Raw genomic sequence first — 14,921 nt, 5'->3', positions numbered from 1 at the left:
CCCGTGGGCGCATTGTTGAAAAGCGTGAATTATTCTGCGGTGGTGCAAGTGGTGCAAGTGGTGCAAGTGGTGCAAGTTGTGCCGCGGTGCCAGCGGTGCCAGCGGTGCATGTGGCGCAAGCGATGCCAGCGGTGCCAGCGGTGCAAGCGGTGCAAGCGGTGCATGCGGCGCAGCGGGCGGGCCGGATGCGACCCGCCCAAAATCACACGTTCAATGCGGAATCATCCATTGCAGATAATTCTGCTGCAGCCAGACCAGCACACCGAGCAACACCGTCAACAGAATCGAGTGCTTGAAGGTTTTCGCGAACACCACGCCTTCCTTGCCTTTGAGTTCGGTCGTCGCCACGCCGGTCGAAATGTTTTGCGGCGAGATCATCTTGCCCATCACGCCGCCCGACGAGTTGGTCGCTGCCATCAGCACCGGGTTGAGATTCAGCTGATTGGCCGCGACCACCTGCAGATTGCCGAACAGCGCGTTACCCGACGTGTCGCTGCCGGACAGGAACACCGCGATCCAGCCGAGGAACGCCGACACCAGCGGAAAGAACGGTCCGACCGACGCGACGCCGAGCCCCAGCGTGTAGGTCAGCCCCGAGTAGTTCATCAGGTAGGCGAGGCCAACGATCGTTGCCACCGTCAGAATGGCGATGCGCGTCTGTACCCACGTATCGCCAATGGCCTTGACGAACTCACTGGCGCTCAGGCCGACCACGAACGTCGTGATGAGCGCCGCAACCAGAATCGCGGTCCCCGTGGCGAGCGGCTGGAAGTCCCAGATCGCGCCATACGGCGTGTTGTACAGCGTGATGAACACAGCCTTGTCGAGGCCTGGCCACGGCACCTTGACGTCGCCGATCGTGAACACTTTCGCAACGGTCCAGATGATCACCACGACCGATACGATGATCCACGGATACCAGCCCTGCGCGCCGCCGATCTTGCCGCGCACTTCACCCACCCGGTCGATGTTGATCGCGAACTTCGGATCGACTGCGGGTCTCCAGATGCGCAGGAACGCGATGGTGAGAATCAGCGACACCATCGACGACAGCACGTCGGTCAGACTGTAGTTCACATAATTCGACGCGACGAACTGGGTCAGCGCGAAGCTTGCCCCCGACACCAGCAGCACCGGCCACACGCGCAGCATGTTGCGAAAGCCCGCGTACACGCCGATCACATAGAACGGCAGCAGGAACGCGAAGAACGGCAACTGGCGGCCGACCATCTTGGCGAGTTGGTCGGACGGCAGATGCGTGACCGCGCCGAGCACGGTGATTGGAACGCCGAGCGCGCCGAAGGCAACCGGCGCGGTGTTGAAGATCAGCGTAAAGGTCAGGGCTTCCAGGGTTGGGAAGCCGAGCAGGATCAGCAGCGAACTGGTGATGGCAACCGGCGTGCCGAAACCGGAAATGCCCTCGAGCAGCGCGCCGAACGAAAAGCCGATCACGACCAGCACAACGCGCCGGTCGTTCGGCAGGTTGTCGATCATCCACATGCGGAAGGCCGCGAAGCGACCCGAGCGCTGCGCGATGTTGTAAAGCAGGATCGCCGTGAACACGATCCACATGACGGGCCAGCACGCGAACACCGCGCCCGCGAAGACCGAATTGATCGCGAGTCCGACCGGGAACTGCCACACGAAAATCGCCACCACCAGGCCGACGATCAGCCCCGCCAGCGACGCTTGCCAGGCCGGTCGACGCGCCCAGCCGAGGAGCAGCAATACGACGAGGATCGGCAGCGCGGCAACCAGGAACGACGGCAATAGCGAGTTGCCGACGGGAGTGAGTAGTTGGTGAAACATCACGTCTCCTTCGTTGTTGTTCGTTGTAGTTCGTTGTGGTCCGAAACGACGCGAACTACGCAGGCAGCGCGTCGGTATGGCAGCGCGGATGAAAACAGGCGGCGCCCGCGGGCATGCCGCGTTGCTTATTTAAACAGGTACTTTGTGTGGCTTTCCCAAGCATAAGACGCTGGAACAGCGCGTCAAGAAGGGAAAGTACCGGCGCGTGCAGGCGCGAGACGATGAGGACACGCGCATAGGCAGACGCGGCGGAAAGAACCGGCACTGTGCGTGATGCAGGGCGGCACCGGTAAAACGAACCGCATTGACCAGGGGATGGCGGCGCGCGGGCGTTCTATGTTCGATGACGTAAGCTCGCCGCCCGGTGCAATGAATGATCGACGCGTGATGTACGACGGGTGCCGCGATACGAAAGAAATGCGAAAGAAATACGAAAGATCGCGAAGCGAATGACGGATTGGATTGAGCGCGGATTGAGCGGCGCTTCAGCGTGAGCGAAGTGCGGACCGGATCCGCCTCAGGCCGGACGCTCAAGGTCGATGTTCAATGCCAATGATGTCCCCAGCCCCCGCCCCAGTAACCGCCGATGCCGATCGAAACCGACGGTCCATAGTACGGATAGCCGTAATAGGCCGGATAAGCCGGATAAGGTGCATACACCGGTGGCGGCGGATAGTACGCCGGATAAACCGGCGCCGCATAAACCGGCGGCGGGGCGGCGACGGCGTAAGTGGCATTCGGGTCTTGCACAGGCATCTGCGGCGGAGCTTGCCTCTGCATCTGAGCTTGTGCAGCCTGCTGCTGCGTATCGGCCGAATCGGCCTGATCGGCGGGCACACCCTGCTGGGTCATCGCGGCTGGCGGGGTCGCATAGGCTGGCGCGTAATAGCCCGACGGATAGTAACCATACGGGTAATAGCAGCCCGCCAACGTCAACACGGAAATCGCGCCGCCGAGCGCAACGCCTGCTCGGGAAAAACGTGAGAAGTCGCGCGATGGCCAAGGGCTCATCGCGCGAAACGAATGGATGATGCGGGACTTCATGACGCGCTCCTGGTTGTACCGGACGCCTGCATGCATGGCGCCATTCAAAGGAGCTTACGCTTACGCCGCGCGAGCACGGTTGCAAAACCGTAACGGCGTATTTCGCGTCATTGCAAAGCACTTAACTAAATAGAAGTGCTTTGCGCATGGTTCCGACGATGAGCACGGTAGTCACCGCATCACGAGCCTACTTGCCGACCTGATTCCCAATGATGCCACCAGCAGCCGCGCCACCCACCGTCGACAATGCACTGCCGCCAAGCGCCGCGCCCGCTGCGCCGCCCAAGCCTGCGCCGATTGCCGTATCGCGACCTTGCCGGCTCATCCCGTCACACGCGGACAGGCTCCCGACGAGAGCAACGAGAGCCGCAAGCGTGCCGATAGTTCGAATCGATTTCATGATGGTGACCCCATTGGTGTAATTGGAAACAGTCGTCGAAATGGACAGATACCCGTGTCCCCTGTGCATTTGATGTTAGCGGCGCAACCCGTATCAGGATGTGTGCGCTTGTCAGCGGACTGACGGTTTCGTAATCAAATGTTTCCCTTCCCCAAGCATGTGACGTGCCCGGCCGGCCACAAACGAAAAAGCCCGCCGGTGGCGGGCTTTGATGCTGCAACGTAGAGGGTTGGCGGGTCGGATGGCGTAAAAAGATAGCCGCCCCGCGATCCCGGTCTTACTGCCGCTGATAGATCTCAGCGCCTTTCTTCATGAACTCGATCGACTTCACTTCCATGCCTTTCTGCAACGCTTCGTCGTCGGTCACACCTTGTTGCGCGGCGAATTCGCGCACGTCCTGCGTGATCTTCATCGAGCAGAAATGCGGGCCGCACATCGAGCAGAAATGCGCGACTTTCGCCGAGTCCTTCGGCAGCGTTTCGTCGTGGAATTCGCGCGCCTTGTCCGGGTCGAGGCCGAGGTTGAACTGGTCTTCCCAGCGGAATTCGAAGCGCGCCTTGCTCAATGCGTTGTCGCGCACCTGGGCGCCCGGATGACCCTTGGCCAGATCGGCGGCATGCGCGGCGAGCTTGTACGTGATGATGCCGGTCTTCACGTCGTCCTTGTTCGGCAAGCCCAGGTGTTCCTTCGGCGTGACGTAGCAGAGCATCGCTGTGCCGAACCAGCCGATCATCGCCGCGCCGATGCCCGACGTGATGTGGTCGTAGCCCGGTGCGATGTCGGTCGTCAGCGGTCCAAGCGTGTAGAACGGCGCTTCGTCGCACCATTCCAGTTGCAGGTCCATGTTCTCCTTGATCAACTGCATCGGCACGTGGCCGGGGCCTTCGATCATCGTCTGCACGTCGTGCTTCCACGCGATCTGCGTGAGTTCGCCGAGCGTCTTCAGTTCGCCGAGTTGCGCTTCGTCGTTAGCGTCGTAGATCGAGCCGGGACGCAGGCCGTCGCCGAGCGAGAAGGCCACGTCATACGCCTTCATGATTTCGCAGATATCTTCGAAATGCTCGTACAGGAAGCTTTCCTTGTGATGCGCGAGGCACCACTTCGCCATGATCGAGCCGCCGCGCGACACGATGCCGGTCATGCGTTTGGCTGTCAGCGGCACGTATTGCAGCCGCACGCCCGCATGAATCGTGAAGTAGTCGACGCCTTGCTCGGCCTGTTCGATCAGCGTGTCGCGGAAAATTTCCCACGTCAGGTCTTCGGCTTTGCCGTTGACCTTTTCGAGCGCCTGATAGATCGGCACCGTGCCGATCGGCACCGGCGAATTACGGATGATCCACTCGCGGGTTTCGTGAATGTGCTTGCCGGTGGACAGATCCATCACCGTGTCGCCGCCCCAGCGGATCGCCCACGTCATCTTGTCGACTTCCTCGCCGATCGAGGAGGTCACCGCCGAGTTGCCGATATTCGCGTTCACCTTCACGAGGAAGTTGCGGCCGATGATCATCGGCTCGCTTTCCGGGTGGTTGATGTTGTTCGGGATGATCGCGCGGCCGCGTGCGATTTCTTCGCGCACGAACTCCGGCGTGATCGCGGTGAGACCGTTGGGACCGAACGCGCTCGCACCGAACGCCTGGCCCGGGTGCTGACGACCCATCATCGCAGCGAGCTTTTCGCCGTTCGGGCCGCTCGTCTTCAGACTCTCCAGATACTCCGCGCGGCGCTGGTTCTCGCGAATCGCGATGTATTCCATTTCCGGCGTGATGATGCCTTTACGCGCGTAGTGCATCTGCGACACGTTCTTGCCGGCGATCGCGCGGCGCGGCGTGCGGTGCAGGCCCTGGAAGCGCAGGTCGGCGGTGGCAGTGTCGGCGGCGCGCTCGCGGCTGAAATCGCTCGACAGACCGGTCAGCGCTTCGGTGTCGCCGCGCTCCTCGATCCACGCCTGACGCAGCGCGGGCAGACCCGCGCGAATGTCGATCTTCGCTTCCGGATCCGAGTACGGACCCGACGTATCGTAGACATAGACCGGCGGATTCTTCTCGCCGCCGAAGCTGTCAGGGGTGTCGGCCTGCGAGATCTCGCGCATCGGTACACGAATGTCGGCACGCGAGCCGGTCACGTAGATCTTGCGGGAATTGGGCAGCGGCGCGACGGCGGCTTCATCGACGTGGGCGTCGGCGGACAGAAACTTCGGGTTGGCGTTCATGCGTATCTCCGTGTGTCGGCCGGAGTTGACGCGTTGACGTCTCACTCTGGCCGCTTGCAAATGCAATGTGGGGCGGCTAAGCAGGAGACGAGACGGAAGTTGTCGGAAATCGCGAGGAATGAGGCAATAAAGCTTGGGTGCGAAATCCGTACGCTTCCCTGCGCTGGCATTATCCAGATCAGGTTCAAAGGGTATTTCTCACCCGCGCGGCACGGACCTCCAACCTCCGTGCGACGCAGGACCCCCGCGTTAGCAGCGCACACGATACACCGGCTGCCGGTGGCTTGGCAACCTGTGCTGAGAAAGTCAGCGCGTTGTTAGCTGAAGCTCGAACGAGCTTTCATGCGTGTTGTGGAAAGGGGCTCGACGATACGCGACGCGGCATTTCCGGCGCCGCGGCCCCGCTTGGCTGAGTGCGGATTCGCAGCGGCCCCGAGCCGAATTTGTCGCTTATCCGCGATTTATTCGCCGCGAACTACAGCGAAAAGTTATCGGCGGCTTCGGGCTGGAAAAGAATCTTGTCGAGCTTCAGCACTTTCTCCGTGCCACTCGGCGGCGTGAAGCGGATGCGTTCGCCGCGTTTCGCGCCGAGCAACGCGAGACCGACCGGAGAGAACACATTCAGACGACCCTGACCGAAATCCGCGTTCGGCGGATAGACAACGGTCCACGTCATCTGCTCGCCGCTGGTTTCGTCGATCAAGGTGGCCTGCGAATTCATCGTGACGACGTTGGCCGGAATCTCGCGCGCGTCGACGATCACAGCGCGTTCGAGAACGTCGTCGAGCATGTCTTGCAGACGGGCGTCGGCACCAGGCGCGGCCGCGTGCTTCTCAAGACGGGCGACGTCGAGTTCGGTGAGGTAACAGGTTTTCGTCTTTTTCACGAGAGGACTCCAATTCGATCTGCATATAAAGGAACTGCGTGCGGATGAGATCGGCCCGGCGCCTGACAAACGCGGCTCGGGTGATGGAGCGGACAGCGTTAGATCAGGCGCCGGGCGGCGGGAAGCGGGAGCGTTCGGGACGGTTCGCCGACGCGACGCGGTGCGAGATCCGCACGCGCGCAACCGGTTGCGCGACGCAGGCGCAAGCGGCTGAAAGCACGGGAGGTCGGAAAGCGCATCGGGATAGCCGGAGTGTCGAAAAGAAGAGGGTGGGACGGGCGCAGGCGAAAGACGGGGCGGCGCGGTCGAAAGGTGAATGTTAGCACGGGCTCAAATCTTTATATGGGGATGGCGGTGGCCGCCTCAATGGTCATTGGTTCGACCCGTGCTCCGGAAAGTGACGGCGAATTCAAGCCTGTCGTGGCGATGCCGTTAAAGCCGTTCAGGGTAGGCCGTCATTGAGCGTCACGAGCTGGCGCTGGACGGCGTGTCAGACGACCCTCAGGCCTTCGCTTTGCACGGAGCCCGTCGACATCGGAGATACGCATGACAAACGGAAACTGGCACGGGCGGGCGCCCGCTCGGACTATCGCAGCGGTCGCGGTGGCGTTGTTTGTGGCGCCATTGACGGCATCGGCGGCTAGTGGCGGGACGATTACGTTTATAGGCGCGATCACCGCGCCGCCGTTGCAGATAAGCGCGGCGCCCATGGTTTCCGCGATGCGGCTGGCAGCGACTAATGCGCAGGCTGCGAGTCAAGGGGCGGGCGTCGCCGTAAGTTTCAACGCCGCGCCGGGGGTGTTGTCTGGCGCGGACGTCGCGTTGCAGCCAGCGCGCGCCGCGCCGTCACGCGATGCCGTGGCGGCGCGTTTTGTCGATAGCGGCGGCCGGGTGGTCGCGGCGCACGATGGGCACTATCGGGTTGGCCGCGACGGCGGGGTGTTGTCGCTGTCGCCCAAAGCGAGCAGGGCGGATACGCCGGTAATTGTCGTCGTCAGCTACGACTGAACTCGCCGACCGCTGCAGCCGGCCGGGCGGCCCGCTCAACGTGAAGCCAACGAACGGCGCACGTTCGGCGGACCGCTGTCCATCGACATCTACAACTTCAACGGCAGACGAGCCCGGCACAAGCCGATCGCTCGAAAAGCGCGGACCGGCACTCGCCGGGCCCCGATAATAGCCGGCCCCTCTCCGTTGGCTTATGCGGCCCGAATAGCCAAAAAACGAGCCCTCGCCACCCCTGCAAAAAGCGCCGCAACACGCGCCCCAATAAGCTGTTGCAAGTACACCAAAAAGTTACGATTCTTTCGCTCGACGCGGTGGGCGCTTACTGCATAATGCCGTGCGCGCCAACCTTTGGGCGCGTGTTCGCCGAGGCCCGATTTCTGTCGTTGGCCGCGGCGTTGTGGCCCCATTGGCCATCTATCGTCCTTCCGTTCCACCGACATGTCCGCCAGCCTCGCCCGTCAGACCGCATCGCCGATGCGGTGTCCGCCATCCCGCCACCGGGTTTTCAGCGGGGGCGCAGCACCTCGAGCGGCATGGGCGGTTTAATCCATGTCGCTGCAACTCCCCAGCCGTTTTTCGCGTGGTTTCCCGATCCGTTTGCCGCAGTCGCGTAACGGTCAGATTGCGCTCGCGCTCGCCGTCGTTTATCTCGTCTGGGGTTCGACGTATCTCGCCGTGCATGTCGCGCTTGGTTCATTCCCGCCGCTGCTGATGTCCGGGCTGCGTAACCTGTTCGCCGGCGTCGGACTTTTCGTCTTCGCCGCGCGCCGCAATCCGGTCTGGCCGAGCGCCGCCGAAATTCGCAATGCCGGCATCGTCGGCACGATGCTGGTGGGGTTGTCGAGCGGCATGCTGGCCTATGGGATGCGCACCGTCGGCACCGGCACGGCTGCCGTGATGGTCGCGACCGTGCCGCTGTTCGCCACGGTGATCGCGGCGGTCGCGGGGCGCAAGATCGGCCGGGGCGAGTGGTTCGCGGTCGGGCTGGGGCTGGTTGGCATCGCCATTCTGAGCCACGGCGACAGCGCGCCCGGTTCGGCCGGCGGCAGTCTCGCGATTCTGTGCGGCGCGCTGTTCTGGGCGGGCGGCGCGCATCTGGCGGGGCGTCTGAAGTTGCCGTCGGACCTGTTTCTGTCGACGGCGTTGCAGATCGGCCTGGGCGGCGCGATGTCGACGCTGGTCGCGTGGGTGTCGGGCGAGCGCATGCTCGATATCCATTTCCTGCCCGTGGTGGCGTTTCTCTACCTGATGCTGATCGGCACGATGGCCGCGTATGTCGCGTATGGTTTTCTGATCCGCCATACGAGTCCGATCATTGCCAGCAGTTGCATGTACGTGAACCCGGTGGTCGCCGTGGCGCTTGGCGCGTTGTTGCTGGGTGAGCCGGTCACGCACTCCACGGTGATTGCGACGATCGTGATTCTGGCGAGCGTGGGTTTGTCGTTCTGGTTCGATTACCGGAAGAAGGGGCTGGCCTGACCATCGGGTCCGGCCGGGTCGCGCTGACGATCAGGACAATCCAGACCTTAAGCGCGCCCCGCCGCCTTCAAAGTGCCGCCGCCAGCTCCGCGCCTTCGCGGATCGCGCGTTTCGCATCCAGCTCGGTCGCGACCTTTGCGCCGCCGATCAGGTGATACCGCGGCGCGCCAGCTTGCCCGCCACCGTTCGCCACATTCTGCGGATGCAGATTCCGCAACGACTCCTGCCCCGCGCAGACCACGATCGTATCCACGTCGAGCCATTCCTCGGCGCCGTCGCGCGCGATCTTCAACCCGCGCGCGGCGATCTCCAGATACGACACGCCGGCGAGCATCTTGACACCGTTTTTCGCGAGCGTCGCGCGATGCACCCAGCCCGACGTCTTGCCAAGGCCCATGCCGAGCTTGCCCGGCTTGCGTTGCAACAACCAGATTTCCCGCGCGGGTTGCGCCGCGACAGGAGGCTTCAGACCGCCACGTTCACGCACCGTAAGATCGACGCCCCATTCGTCGAGCCACGCATCGCGTGGCATGGGCAGCGGTTCGTCCGCGCGATGCAGCAAAAACTCGCTGACGTCGAAACCGATACCGCCCGCGCCGATCACCGCCACCCGGCGTCCCACGGGTGCACCGCGCAGCACGTCCACATACGACAGCACGTTAGGCCCGTCGATGCCGGCAATCGATGGCCGTCGCGGCACGATGCCGGTGGCGACGATCACATCGTCATAGCCGCCCGCAGCAAGCAACGCCGGATCGACGCGCGTATTGAGCCGCACGTCGACCTGGTGGCGCTGCAACTGGCTCTGAAAATAGCGGATCGTTTCACTGAACTCTTCCTTGCCCGGCACGCGCATCGCCAGATTGAACTGTCCGCCGACCTGCGCATTTGCATCGAACAACGTCACGCGATGCCCGCGCCACGCAGCCACCGTCGCCGCCGACAAGCCCGCCGGCCCCGCGCCGACCACCGCAATCGAACGCACGGCCTGGGGCGTTGAAACGGGCCGGTAGACCAGTTCGGTTTCACGTCCCGCACGCGGATTCACGAGACAGGTTGCGCGCTGATTCCTGAACGTGTGGTCGAGGCAAGCCTGGTTGCACGCGATACAGGTGTTGATTTCCTGTGTGCGCCCCTCGGCGGTTTTCACGACGAAGTCGGGATCGGCGAGCAGGGGCCTTGCCATCGACACCAGATCGCCGGCACCTTGCGCGAGCAGGTCTTCGGCGACTTCCGGCGTATTGATCCGGTTCGACACGATCACCGGGACCTTCACCGCCGCCTTCAACCGCGCGCTCAGTTCGGCGAAGGCCGCGCGTGGCACCGAGGTCACGATGGTCGGCACACGCGCTTCATGCCAGCCGATGCCCGTGTTGAAGATCGTGACGCCGGCGGCTTCCAGCGCCTGCGCGACCTGCACGGTCTCGTCCCACGTGTTGCCGCCTTCCACCAGATCGATCAGCGAAATCCGGTACACGACGATGAAGCGTTCGCCGCACACCGCCCGCACCCGTTCGACGATCTCGCGCGCGAGCCGCATGCGGTTCTCGATGCTGCCGCCGTACTGGTCGCTGCGCCGATTCGTGCGCGGACACAGGAACTGGTTGAGCAGATAGCCTTCGCTGCCCATGATCTCGACGCCGTCGTAGCCGGCGCGCTGGGCGAGGCGTGCACAGCGCGCATAGTCGCGCACGGTCTTCGCGATGCCGGCCACGCTCAATGCGCGTGGCTTGAACTTCGAGATCGGCGATTTGAGCGCCGACGCCGACACGACCAACGGCTGATAGCCATAACGGCCGGCATGCAGGATCTGCAGCGCGATCTTGCCGCCTTCGGCATGCACGGCCTGGGTCAGCAGCCGATGATTGCGCAGATCGAACACGGAGTTCAGCGTGCCGCCGAACGGCAACAGCCAGCCTTGCCGATTCGGCGAGATCCCGCCGGTGACGATCAGACCCACGCCGCCTTTCGCGCGCTCGCGGAAATACGCGGCCAGCTTTGGGTAATTCCAGAAGCGGTCTTCCATGCCGGTATGCATCGAACCCATCACGACGCGATTGCGCAAGCGGGTGAAGCCCAGATCGAGTTCGGCGAGTAAGTGTTGGTAAGACATGCAGGGAGCCGTGTAATTATTGGGTGCGCACGAACAATACACTGCCCACCCGTGCCAATCTGCCGAAGAAAAATTCTAAATGTCGCAGTTCTTTACTCCGTAAGACATTCATCAGCCGTCGTCAGCCATATCGACCCCCCGCGGCACAGCCATTGCTTATAGCGAGCGTCCGTCGACACGGACAGCACCACCCGGCAAGCCGGCGCGGTGTGCGGGAGGGATAGGAGGGAGTGTCTGTTTGGGAGAGCCGTTTGAAACCGCTGTCCGAAGCAGACCGCTCACAAAAACCAATTGGGTTGAGAGCCCAGTATCGATATAGGTGAACACAATGAAAATGATCCGAACCATGGCGGCTGTTGTGGCGGTGGCATCTGTTCTGAGCGCATGCGGCGGCGGCTCCGATGATGCGGCCAAGGAACTGGGGCTGACCGATCCCGAGATCCACTTCGTCAACGCGATTCCGAGCGGCCCGGCAGTCGATTTTCTCGTGAACGGCAGTGCGCCGTCGGGACAGACGAACATCGCCTACAAGGGCGTGACGAACCTCACCAATATCAAATCGGGTAACACCACCGTGGCCTATGCGCCAACGGGCACTACGACCGCGTTGGCCAGCGGCAATTTTCCGAATGCCGCGAACGGCCACGAATACACGGTGATCGGCTTGCCGGCTCTGACCGGTTCGGGAATCGGCCTGATCGACGATCCGTTCGACAAGGGCCTGCTGTCCAATAGCGCACGCGTGCGCGGCTTCAACGCGTCGGCGAACGCGACCAACCTCGACCTGTATCTGGTCCAGGCCAGCGCGACCGACATCACCAACGTGTCGCCGACGATGGCCGGTCTCGCGTTCAATAACGCCGTGCCGGCAAGCGGCGCGGATTCGCTCTACGTGTCCGGCGGACAGTATGTGCTGATCGCGACCGTGGCCGGCAGCAAGACGCCGATCTTCCAGTCCGCCTCGTTCGCGCTGGGCAATAACGCCGACTGGATCGTGACGTCGGTGCCGATTGCCGGCGCGCTGTCACAGCTTGCGGTGGGGCAGATCCATCTGCTGGTCGTGCAGAACGGCAATACGAATACACCGAGTATCGAACTCACGAATACGTTGACGGGCGTATAAGCTCGCGGCGCAATGCGCTGAACAGCGCGTTGATGGTGTGATGCGGATGCAGTACACCTGTACTACTCGTGCACTACCCTTGCACTACCCGTGCGATAGGCACGGATAAAAAGAGCGGTAAGTCCTGGGGAGGACGGGGCGGCGATCCACGTGAGTGGATCGCCGTTTTTGTGTTTGTGCCGATTTTGTGCCGAATTTGTGCGAATCAACCCATGAAAAAAACCCGCCGCGGTTTCCCGCGACGGGTTCTTCAGATTCGCCCAATCGGCAGCGCGCCGTCTGGCAGCTGCGATCAGGTTTGACGACGCACTTACTTGGCCTTGTCCGCCGAGTTAGTCAGCGCGTCGCCGCCCTTCGAAATATCCTGGCCGGCGCCTGCCATCGTGTTGCAACCGGCAAGCATGGCCGTCCCTGCAATGAGAAGCAAAGCGATCAGTCGAGTCATGAAAGTTCTCCTTGTCGAGAGTGCATCGGTTGACGTGTCCGTGTTCAGCGGCACGCGCTATCTGTCGTTCGACCGGGGCCTTCAGCCTGTACACCAGTCGATCCGGTCTGATTGCATGTTAAAAAAAGGGCGGAGGCAGCGCTGTCAGTTGCGCTGCGATTTTCTTGTAGGCGCACGCCGGTGTTTGCGTCGGCGCAGTCCTACACGCGCTTTTCCCGGCTGCGGCCGATCAGCCGCCAGCGCTTGCTACACGGGCGTTCGGGATGGCGTCGAGGGCGGCAGGTCGACCGACGGCGTCGCTGTGCTGACACTCGGCATCATCACGTCGATGTCGGTGCCGTTCGGCACGCCGCGCCGGATATCGAACTGTCCGCCATGAGCGGCGACCCGCTGACGCATGCCGAGCAAGCCATGCGTGTGCGTGCGTTTCAGATCGGCGGGCATGATGCCGACGCCGTTATCGGCGATATGCAGCGCCACCTGGCCGTCGCCGACCTGCAACGCGATCGATACCTTCGACGCCCGCGCGTACTTGGCCGCATTCGTCAACGATTCCTGCGCGACGCGAAATAGCGCGATCTCGGTCTGTTCGTCGAGCTGGATGTCGTCGGCGGGAAGATGCAGGTCGAGCGTCCAGTTGTTGCGTTGCGCGGCTTCGTCGGCGAGCGTGCGCAGCGCGGTAACCAGGCCGAAATTGGCCAGCACCGTCGGCCGCATGTCTTCGATGATGCGCCGCTTCAGCGCAATACCCTGGTCGAGATTGGCGAGCGCGCGTTTCAGTTTGTCGGAGATGTCGGGCTCGCTGTCCTTCAGTTTGCGATTGGCCCACGCCACGTCCATCTTGCTGGCAGTGAGAATTGCGCCGAGTTCGTCGTGCAGTTCGCGTGCGAGCTGCGTCTTCTCGTTTTCGCTGACTGCCTGCAAATGCCAGCCGAGCGCTTCGAGCTGACGTGTGCGTTCGTTGACGAGCTGGTCGAGTTCTTCCTGCTGCGTGATCAACTGACGTTGCACGCGTGCCTGCCGGTCGATCTGAATCCCGAGATTGCGGAACAGCAGAATGAACAACACGATGTTCAGCGCGGATAGTCCCGCTGCGCAGAGGGTGGAAATGCGCTGATCGGCGCGGCTCGCAGCCAGCGCATGTTGCGCGCGGCGCTCCTCGTTATCGCGCAGCAGCGTGAGGGTGCTGTCGATCAACGCTGCATCGGCGGCATTCACCTCGCTCGTGCTGCCGCATGCGCCGAGATCGAGCGGATGCGGCGCCGCGCGTTGCAGCGCGACAGCGCCCGCGCCAATGCGTCCTTCGATCAGCGCGAGAATCTGCGTGAAGCTCGCGAGTTCGGCACTGTCCGCGTTGCGGCTGCGGTAGAACTGATTTAACTGCTGCGTGCTGTGGCGAATCTGCATAGCGCTCGCGCAGAAGTCCTGGGCCGAGGCGTCGTCCTTTGTCAGAAGAAAATGATTTTGCTGTGCGCTCAGCCGCGATAACAGACTCGCGAGCGTGCTCAGTTGCACGGTGACGTCGCGCGCTTCGAGCGCGGTTTCGTACTCGGCGGCGATCCGTTCGCGCGCGGTTTCGAGAATTACCAGGCCGCCCACGGTAATGACGATGGCCACCGTCATCGCGATCGCCCAGCTGCGATTGCGCATCCAGTCGCTCAGACGCGCCGCGGCCCCCGGACGCTGCGTGGTCGACACGTTCTGAACATTCGGCACATTCGGCTCCTGAGATGGGGCACCAGTGTAACGTCCACGGCTTCATTGCAGTTCAGCGCCACCTCGAGGCACGCGCGAATGCGCTGCTGCGTGATGACCCGGCGTAACGTTGCCGTAATCCAATGTAAGCGGATTCTCACACGAAAACCGGCCTGCGCCGGAATGCGCGCCGTGGCGACGATCGATACGATGGGCCTGATTGCTAAAACATCGTTTCGGAGGAAGCCATCATGTTGAAGTGGGCATTGTTCTTCGCCATCGTGGCGGTGATTGCTGGCCTTCTGGGCTTTACTGGCGTGGCGGCCGGCGCAGCGGCGATTGCGAAATTCCTGTTCATCGTGTTCGTCATTCTGTGCGTGGTATTCCTCGTGCTGGGGTTCGTGGTGACGAAGAAAATCGTCGATTAGCGCAGGCCCGGCAGCTTGCGCGCCGCGCCGATGCGCGTCCCCTCAGATAGATCACAACAGCAAGGAGAGTCGCCATGCTTCATTACGCCATTGTCTTTTTCGTGATTGCCATCATTGCCGCGGTGTTCGGTTTTACCGGGATTGCGGCGGGGGCGGCAGAAATTGCGAAGATCCTGTTCTACATTTTCCTCGTCGTATTCGTGGTCACGTTGCTGCTGGGTGTTTTCAGAACATAGCGGCGCGAACGTAGGCGCTGGCGCGAGCGCAGGTGCGCGAACGCAA

Annotated in this window: 13 protein-coding genes and 1 riboswitch; of the genes, 5 read left to right on the top strand and 8 right to left on the bottom strand. The window is 62.5% G+C overall.

Translation table 11 applies throughout. The features are described from left to right. Positions 1–210: 210 nt before the first annotated feature. From LMG28727_RS15595 to LMG28727_RS15575, 5 genes are all read right to left on the bottom strand, one after another. Positions 211–1,809: an L-lactate permease gene (locus LMG28727_RS15595; protein ID WP_201643223.1), complete on the bottom strand. Its 1,599-nt coding sequence runs from the start codon at positions 1,807–1,809 to the stop codon at positions 211–213. 543 nt (positions 1,810–2,352) lie between these two features. Further along, the gene (locus tag LMG28727_RS15590; RefSeq protein ID WP_201643222.1) at positions 2,353–2,853 is read right to left on the bottom strand and encodes a hypothetical protein; all 501 of its coding nucleotides are present in this window, start codon (positions 2,851–2,853) and stop codon (positions 2,353–2,355) included. A gap of 187 nt (positions 2,854–3,040) precedes the next feature. After that, positions 3,041–3,253, bottom strand: a complete 213-nt coding sequence (locus tag LMG28727_RS15585) for a glycine zipper 2TM domain-containing protein (RefSeq protein WP_201643221.1) — start codon at positions 3,251–3,253, stop codon at positions 3,041–3,043. Positions 3,254–3,530: 277 nt separating this feature from the next. Then, complete coding sequence (gene thiC / locus LMG28727_RS15580; RefSeq protein ID WP_201643220.1) at positions 3,531–5,462, bottom strand: phosphomethylpyrimidine synthase ThiC; 1,932 nt, start codon at positions 5,460–5,462, stop codon at positions 3,531–3,533. A gap of 137 nt (positions 5,463–5,599) precedes the next feature. Further along, positions 5,600–5,718, bottom strand: a riboswitch (TPP riboswitch). 219 nt (positions 5,719–5,937) lie between these two features. After that, positions 5,938–6,348, bottom strand: coding sequence for a GreA/GreB family elongation factor (locus LMG28727_RS15575; protein ID WP_201643219.1), 411 nt, complete (start codon positions 6,346–6,348; stop codon positions 5,938–5,940). Between the two features lie 546 nt (positions 6,349–6,894). Between LMG28727_RS15575 and LMG28727_RS15570 the strand changes: the two genes are divergently transcribed. After that, the gene (locus LMG28727_RS15570; protein WP_201643218.1) at positions 6,895–7,356 is read left to right on the top strand and encodes a hypothetical protein; all 462 of its coding nucleotides are present in this window, start codon (positions 6,895–6,897) and stop codon (positions 7,354–7,356) included. 549 nt (positions 7,357–7,905) lie between these two features. Next, positions 7,906–8,835: an EamA family transporter gene (locus LMG28727_RS15565; RefSeq protein WP_201643217.1), complete on the top strand. Its 930-nt coding sequence runs from the start codon at positions 7,906–7,908 to the stop codon at positions 8,833–8,835. A gap of 67 nt (positions 8,836–8,902) precedes the next feature. On the opposite strand, the gene LMG28727_RS15560 is transcribed toward LMG28727_RS15565, so the two are convergent. Then, positions 8,903–10,948 carry an NADPH-dependent 2,4-dienoyl-CoA reductase gene (locus LMG28727_RS15560; protein ID WP_201643216.1) on the bottom strand — a complete coding sequence of 682 codons (2,046 nt, stop codon included), beginning with the start codon at positions 10,946–10,948 and terminating at the stop codon, positions 8,903–8,905. Positions 10,949–11,276: 328 nt separating this feature from the next. On the opposite strand from LMG28727_RS15560, the gene LMG28727_RS15555 reads away from it, so the two are divergent. Then, positions 11,277–12,071 carry a DUF4397 domain-containing protein gene (locus tag LMG28727_RS15555; protein WP_201643215.1) on the top strand — a complete coding sequence of 265 codons (795 nt, stop codon included), beginning with the start codon at positions 11,277–11,279 and terminating at the stop codon, positions 12,069–12,071. A 310-nt stretch (positions 12,072–12,381) separates the two neighbouring features. Here LMG28727_RS15555 and LMG28727_RS15550 read toward each other — a convergent pair whose 3' ends face one another. Together LMG28727_RS15550 and LMG28727_RS15545 are read right to left on the bottom strand one after the other, a co-directional pair. After that, positions 12,382–12,516, bottom strand: a complete 135-nt coding sequence (locus tag LMG28727_RS15550; protein WP_074764551.1) for an entericidin A/B family lipoprotein — start codon at positions 12,514–12,516, stop codon at positions 12,382–12,384. A gap of 246 nt (positions 12,517–12,762) precedes the next feature. Further along, positions 12,763–14,232 (bottom strand): sensor histidine kinase, encoded by a 1,470-nt coding sequence (locus tag LMG28727_RS15545; protein WP_201643214.1) that lies wholly within the window; start codon positions 14,230–14,232, stop codon positions 12,763–12,765. 230 nt (positions 14,233–14,462) lie between these two features. Between LMG28727_RS15545 and LMG28727_RS15540 the strand changes: the two genes are divergently transcribed. After that, on the top strand, positions 14,463–14,639 hold the full coding sequence (locus tag LMG28727_RS15540) for a DUF1328 domain-containing protein (RefSeq protein WP_201643213.1): 177 nt from the start codon (positions 14,463–14,465) through the stop codon (positions 14,637–14,639). 74 nt (positions 14,640–14,713) lie between these two features. Continuing rightward, positions 14,714–14,875 (top strand): DUF1328 domain-containing protein, encoded by a 162-nt coding sequence (locus LMG28727_RS15535; protein ID WP_006052455.1) that lies wholly within the window; start codon positions 14,714–14,716, stop codon positions 14,873–14,875. Positions 14,876–14,921: the final 46 nt, after the last annotated feature.

The organism is Paraburkholderia metrosideri (assembly GCF_904848625.1).
In the GTDB taxonomy this organism is placed as follows: domain Bacteria; phylum Pseudomonadota; class Gammaproteobacteria; order Burkholderiales; family Burkholderiaceae; genus Paraburkholderia; species Paraburkholderia metrosideri.
The sequence above is the reverse complement of the archived record's forward strand: the minus strand, read 5'-3'. Positions and strand labels throughout refer to the sequence as shown.

Excerpts from the sequence above, each read along its gene's own strand:
- LMG28727_RS15595 (WP_201643223.1), bottom strand. The coding sequence starts at position 1,809 with ATGTTTCACCAACTACTCACTCCCGTCGGCAACTCGCTATTGCCGTCG.
- LMG28727_RS15590 (WP_201643222.1), bottom strand. The coding sequence starts at position 2,853 with ATGAAGTCCCGCATCATCCATTCGTTTCGCGCGATGAGCCCTTGGCCA.
- LMG28727_RS15585 (WP_201643221.1), bottom strand. The coding sequence starts at position 3,253 with ATGAAATCGATTCGAACTATCGGCACGCTTGCGGCTCTCGTTGCTCTC.
- thiC (WP_201643220.1), bottom strand. The coding sequence starts at position 5,462 with ATGAACGCCAACCCGAAGTTTCTGTCCGCCGACGCCCACGTCGATGAA.
- LMG28727_RS15570 (WP_201643218.1), top strand. The coding sequence starts at position 6,895 with ATGACAAACGGAAACTGGCACGGGCGGGCGCCCGCTCGGACTATCGCA.
- LMG28727_RS15565 (WP_201643217.1), top strand. The coding sequence starts at position 7,906 with ATGTCGCTGCAACTCCCCAGCCGTTTTTCGCGTGGTTTCCCGATCCGT.
- LMG28727_RS15560 (WP_201643216.1), bottom strand. The coding sequence starts at position 10,948 with ATGTCTTACCAACACTTACTCGCCGAACTCGATCTGGGCTTCACCCGC.
- LMG28727_RS15555 (WP_201643215.1), top strand. The coding sequence starts at position 11,277 with ATGAAAATGATCCGAACCATGGCGGCTGTTGTGGCGGTGGCATCTGTT.
- LMG28727_RS15550 (WP_074764551.1), bottom strand. The coding sequence starts at position 12,516 with ATGACTCGACTGATCGCTTTGCTTCTCATTGCAGGGACGGCCATGCTT.
- LMG28727_RS15540 (WP_201643213.1), top strand. The coding sequence starts at position 14,463 with ATGTTGAAGTGGGCATTGTTCTTCGCCATCGTGGCGGTGATTGCTGGC.
- LMG28727_RS15535 (WP_006052455.1), top strand. The coding sequence starts at position 14,714 with ATGCTTCATTACGCCATTGTCTTTTTCGTGATTGCCATCATTGCCGCG.